This is a genomic window from Desulfobacter curvatus DSM 3379, from assembly GCF_000373985.1.
GTDB classification, from domain to species: Bacteria; Desulfobacterota; Desulfobacteria; order Desulfobacterales; family Desulfobacteraceae; genus Desulfobacter; species Desulfobacter curvatus.
The window spans coordinates 3539-8392 of record NZ_KB892962.1 but is presented as its reverse complement, the minus strand read 5'-3'; the positions used below and the strand labels follow the sequence as shown (position 1 = coordinate 8392).

At 40.4% G+C, this 4854-nt stretch carries 2 protein-coding genes; both read right to left on the bottom strand.

Annotated elements, in window-relative coordinates; translation table 11 throughout:
- Positions 1–220: 220 nt before the first annotated feature.
- Positions 221–2899: an AAA family ATPase gene (locus B147_RS0106180; protein WP_020586360.1), complete on the bottom strand. Its 2679-nt coding sequence runs from the start codon at positions 2897–2899 to the stop codon at positions 221–223.
- A gap of 186 nt (positions 2900–3085) precedes the next feature.
- Positions 3086–3781 (bottom strand): hypothetical protein, encoded by a 696-nt coding sequence (locus B147_RS30110; protein ID WP_020586359.1) that lies wholly within the window; start codon positions 3779–3781, stop codon positions 3086–3088.
- Positions 3782–4854: the final 1073 nt, after the last annotated feature.

The window sequence follows — 4854 nt, the reverse complement described above, 5'->3', positions numbered from 1 at the left end:
AAAGTATTGGCACATGAGTAAAATCAAATGGGTGGCCATTGCCATGCCTGAACGATATTTTATTGATCAAGGATTATATCTGCCTGGGAACTGATTCATAAAATCAGCCGAACCGCCCTGGTACGAGATCCGTATGCCGGGTGGTGTGGGAGGGCTCCTCAGTGATGGGGAGTCCTATCCCGATTAGCCTCGATTCCTCATTATTGATAGAATCAATCCCTTATATTGCCTCTTTTGTTGTGGCAACCAGTTTCAAAGAAGAAACATTCTCTTCAATACTCTGAAGAAGCGTGATAAGTTCTGAAATGTCTTTCCGTTCAAATTCTGGCTGGTTTTCATCTTCATGAACACCTTTATTGAGAAGACTCCAAGGGTATTTTGCTTTTAACGATGAAAATTTTTCATGGAGTTTCTCAAGCCCATTTACTTTTCCAAGTTCTTTTATCAAGCTATCTGCGACAGATGCTAAATCTGGTTGGACGCCAGGAGCTCGCATAGTAACTTTCAAATTTATTTTTAGCCGCTTGTCGAGTTTTTTCCAGAGTTGGTAAGAAATACTCTCAACCGCCCGACGGCAATCCGTAGCTGAGTCCTTTAAATCATTTTGCTTAAAGGATTCGTTTGCCTTGAGCAAATAATGCTTTGAATTACCGATTGAAACTTGAACACCGCGTGTTGATACAGTGTCAGCAGGGATGAACCTATAACTCTTCACATGTTTTCCAGCTAACGATGCTCCTAATTTATGTTCAAGTTTATTGATGAATGTCTCTCCATGGCAGGTTAAAATGTACTGGCGGTTTTTTAGCTCACTGTGGCCTATCAAGAGATCGGCGATGCCACTCCGATGGTCGTCATCGATTGCATTTACAATGTCGTCAAAGATTAAAAAACCAAGATTCTCATTTATTGCTTTAGCAAGCAGTATTGAAAGCCCGAGCACTTTTATGTGCCCTTCACTCAAAATGTACAAAGCATCATGAATACGAGAATCAGCTTTAAATTTAATTTCAAATTTTGCCCCAGCTTTGGCAGGGAGCGCTAATGAATCAAGCAGTTCAAATTCGGGATCATGAGCGTTTATTATATTGTAATACTCTTTAACCTTCTCTGAAAGTCCTGTTGATAACTTTGAAGGTAATTGATTACGCGTTAATTTCAAATTCTTTATTAACCGATTATAAGCTTCCACATATTGCTTGTTTATTGTGATTCTTTTGTTCTCATCTTCAATCTCTTTTAGCTTAGTCGTATTGGATTTCGAAAAATCATCGACAGCTTTTTGGTTTGTTACTTTTTCCTCGGCAAGCTTTTTCTCATTGGCAATCAATTCGATAACTCGGGTATTGAAGTCTTGGTATTTCTTCAATTCGCTGTCAACTGCTTGCTGCCGTTCTCTTTTTTCTGATAGTTTGGTGTTATAAGCCAAAACCGAATTCTTGATTGCATCAAACTGTGACGTCTGATTTCCTATAGCCAATAATTCTGACTCAAGAATCGACTTCCAATTATCAATGGACCCAATATTGGTAAAATCAAATTCAGTCAGCACTGGAAGCATACTACCTGCATATTCAGAACTTTTACCCAATTCGTTGATGGTTTCTCTGATCGCAATTGCATTGCGAACATCTTTGGAAATCATAGTGCCGGTTTCCGAAACTCGTTTTTGGAGCTCGGAGAGGTCTAACAACTTGCCAAGTTCTGCCTTTGCGTTTTCGAAGGGATTAACTACTACTTGTCCGATCGGCGTTTTACATGCAGGGCAATGTGATAAGTCAACCTCCGGAATTGACCCAATTGACTCTATCGCCGAATATAAATCTTTGAAATTGACATCCGATGAAAGAACTTTGAGCCTATCGAGACCGGTGTTGAATGATTTTAGCGAGGTATCAATTTTTAATAGAACAGACTGAAAATTATCAATTGCTTCTGTTTTAAGATCATCCGATATCTGTTCTGCCTTTTTCTGCTGAAGCATTCCAATGTGTCCAGAAACTCCATCTGTACCATTGAGAAACTGTTTTAAATCATCGGCAGATTTAACACCTGTTTGCGCAACATCTTTGATTAACAACTCGATGTTCTTCGCATTTCCTGATAGTTCCGAATCTATTTCTATAATTCTTTTTTTATCATCTTCATATTTTTTTAATTCACCCTTAAATGCCTCGGCTTTTTCATTCGTCACAGAGGTGTACTTTTCGAAATCATCAGTAAAACCATCTACAAATGCACTGAACTCATCAAGTCCGAAGAGAGTTGCAATACGGTCTTTCTGTGAACTCGCTGTCGTTGCTGTTATTCGTGCAAAGCCGTCTATCCGATTTTTTTCGATAAAGGCAAACCGGTAGAGACTTTCATTTTGAGTTATCTGCACTCTCTGACCGTCACTGTTTGTCGTGTATGCGCTTGGAGAGGTTATAGTGCTATTCTTCGTATTTCGTATATAGTCATTAATTGCAATTCGTTTGGCGGTAGCTTCTTCGATTCTACCGAGTAGCGCATATTCAAGCCCCTCACAAAAGCTTGATTTTCCAGACCCGTTGGGGCCATACATAAAGGTATATCGTTTATCAAAGGTAAACGACTCGCCTGTTGCAAAGCCTCGAAATGGACCGATTTTCAATTCTGTAATTCGATCTAATTTTTGCGAGCTGTTAGTTTTTTGGCTCAAAATATCAGGGAATTCGCTTGAGAGAGTAGCATGGTGTTTTTGAATCAGTTCATTTATTTTTGTGGCTCTATTGTTACTTCCTCTTACCGTTGTGAGCGGTGCCAATGTGTCAAAATTATTAACCAGCAGATTAAGCAACTTACAGTCAATGTCTGTGAGCTTTGAAGAATTAAGAGTCTCAATCCAACGGAAAAACTCGTGTTTGACTGCTGAACCCATTTTCACATCATCCTTTTGGTTATATTCAAATACCTTTGATTACATACGATTCAATCTGCATAAGGCTAACGCATTTTTCAGGGGCCGGGCGGCGAATGGTGAAAACGGCAACTGAAAGACATTGTTTATATTTGTTTAAATCTTCAAAAAACCGCGCCGTAAGCCCGGTCCCAATGCAAAAAAATGTTAGGTCAGGCTAATGTCTCTGACTGCATAGTGCCGCGCTTTCATGTAAGACTTGGCAACATTTTTGGGAATCAGGCTGAAAATCAACCGGCTTAAGCACAACCCAGTTTCTTTTACACCTTGTTTGTCACTGAACCCCCAAGTTGGATCGTGTGAATCTGCCGATTCGGCGTACTGGAATATTCTCTCAAAGAACTCAGCGACCGATTCAATCGCACCGTCTTTCTTCATTGAGTCTAACTGGCAAAGAATTGCTGAAGAAAAATCGATTTGAGCACTCCGACTCTTTGCGTCGTGCTTAGCGTTTATAAGAATCAAATCCGTTTCGCCGCTGTATTTCCATTTTGATAACTGTGAAAGTTCTTTGCATAAATCAACAAATCGCTTGTTGCTGTAGACCCAACCATCCAGCCCTGCTTTTTTGTAGTCGTTGCAGCCGTAGGCGTCTTCTCCTCCTTCCCAACCCTGAGTATACCCGGCGCAGTAGAAGTCAATATTCTTTCCGGCTCGATGATGGTAGTAGTCTAGCCGAGGCAAGATTTCTTTGTCAGCCAAATTGGTTCCGGGAGAGGCAAAGAGAATTCCCACCATGACTGTGCGAGTGTCTGGCTGAGGTGGATACCCACAGCCGTTGTCACCAAATATGTTTGATGCGACTGAAGCTTTGATATCTTTCAATGACAATGCCGGTATCATGTGCGTCTCCTGTTTGGGGCTGTAAACAAATTAAATCGGGTGCGATGGCTGCGAGCCTAACAAGTTATTCTCCGGTTGTCCGGTTATCTTGAGCAATCTGATATCTAAACGCATATCATGAAGAATCAACGGATAACCGGATCGGTTATCATCTTAGTATATACCAGAACTGCATATCAGTATGGATAGCTCGTGTAAAGAAAATTTAGGGTAAATGCTTTGAAAAATTGATTTATCAGTGGATTAAACACCCATGTTGACAAGCTTAGCGTCTCTGAACACTCAGGTATTAAATCGTATCCATAATGCAAACAAGAAAAACCAAGGTCAACAATGATGGTATCATTGAATCCCAAGAACCTTTCCACGCAAGGCGTTTACTACTTCAACATTGTGCCACTCAACCTTCGAATGACGGGGGGGGGCACTTCTTCAGCCAGTCCCTTCCCCAAAATGCTTTTTTTGTCGTTTCATCGATGAAACAGTTTACAGCAACTCGGAATGATTTTTGTGCCCGGACCACTTGGGCAGATCATCCTGTATTTCAATCACCCTTGAATCAATGCTTCTTCCGTGTTTTTGGACGATTTTAAGAAATGATCAACTTGCTCTTTTGTTATTTCCGTGAGGCCCCCATAGCCTTATCCCGCTTTTTGAATCATGCCGCCAGCCTGTAGCGACTCAAAATAATACACGCTTCCAATATNATATGATGAGCTTTGTTCCTCTCTGCCTATTTTCCTATAAACCACCTGGTCCTCATCAATAATTAAACGAATATGAATAGTCTCNTTGTTTGGGTTATCTTTTTCAAAAGATATTTTATATTTTTCTCCGGGTTTNATTCGAATNNTTTTTGTATCCATTTTGTCCGCNTTTTCCTTTTTAGATGAANCACCCCGCTTCCAACAAGTACAACTCAACTGATTGCATCGACTTTAGGTAATTATTCTGCCGAATTTTGCAAGTCCCAGAAGACAAAACCCTAAACCTATCATAGAAGCAAAATTAAAACTTGTCCCGGTATAAGAAATGATATCTCCAAATGCGAACGAGGATGTAAGGATACAGGC

Excerpts from the sequence above, each read along its gene's own strand:
- B147_RS0106180 (WP_020586360.1), bottom strand. The coding sequence starts at position 2,899 with ATGGGTTCAGCAGTCAAACACGAGTTTTTCCGTTGGATTGAGACTCTT.
- B147_RS30110 (WP_020586359.1), bottom strand. The coding sequence starts at position 3,781 with ATGATACCGGCATTGTCATTGAAAGATATCAAAGCTTCAGTCGCATCA.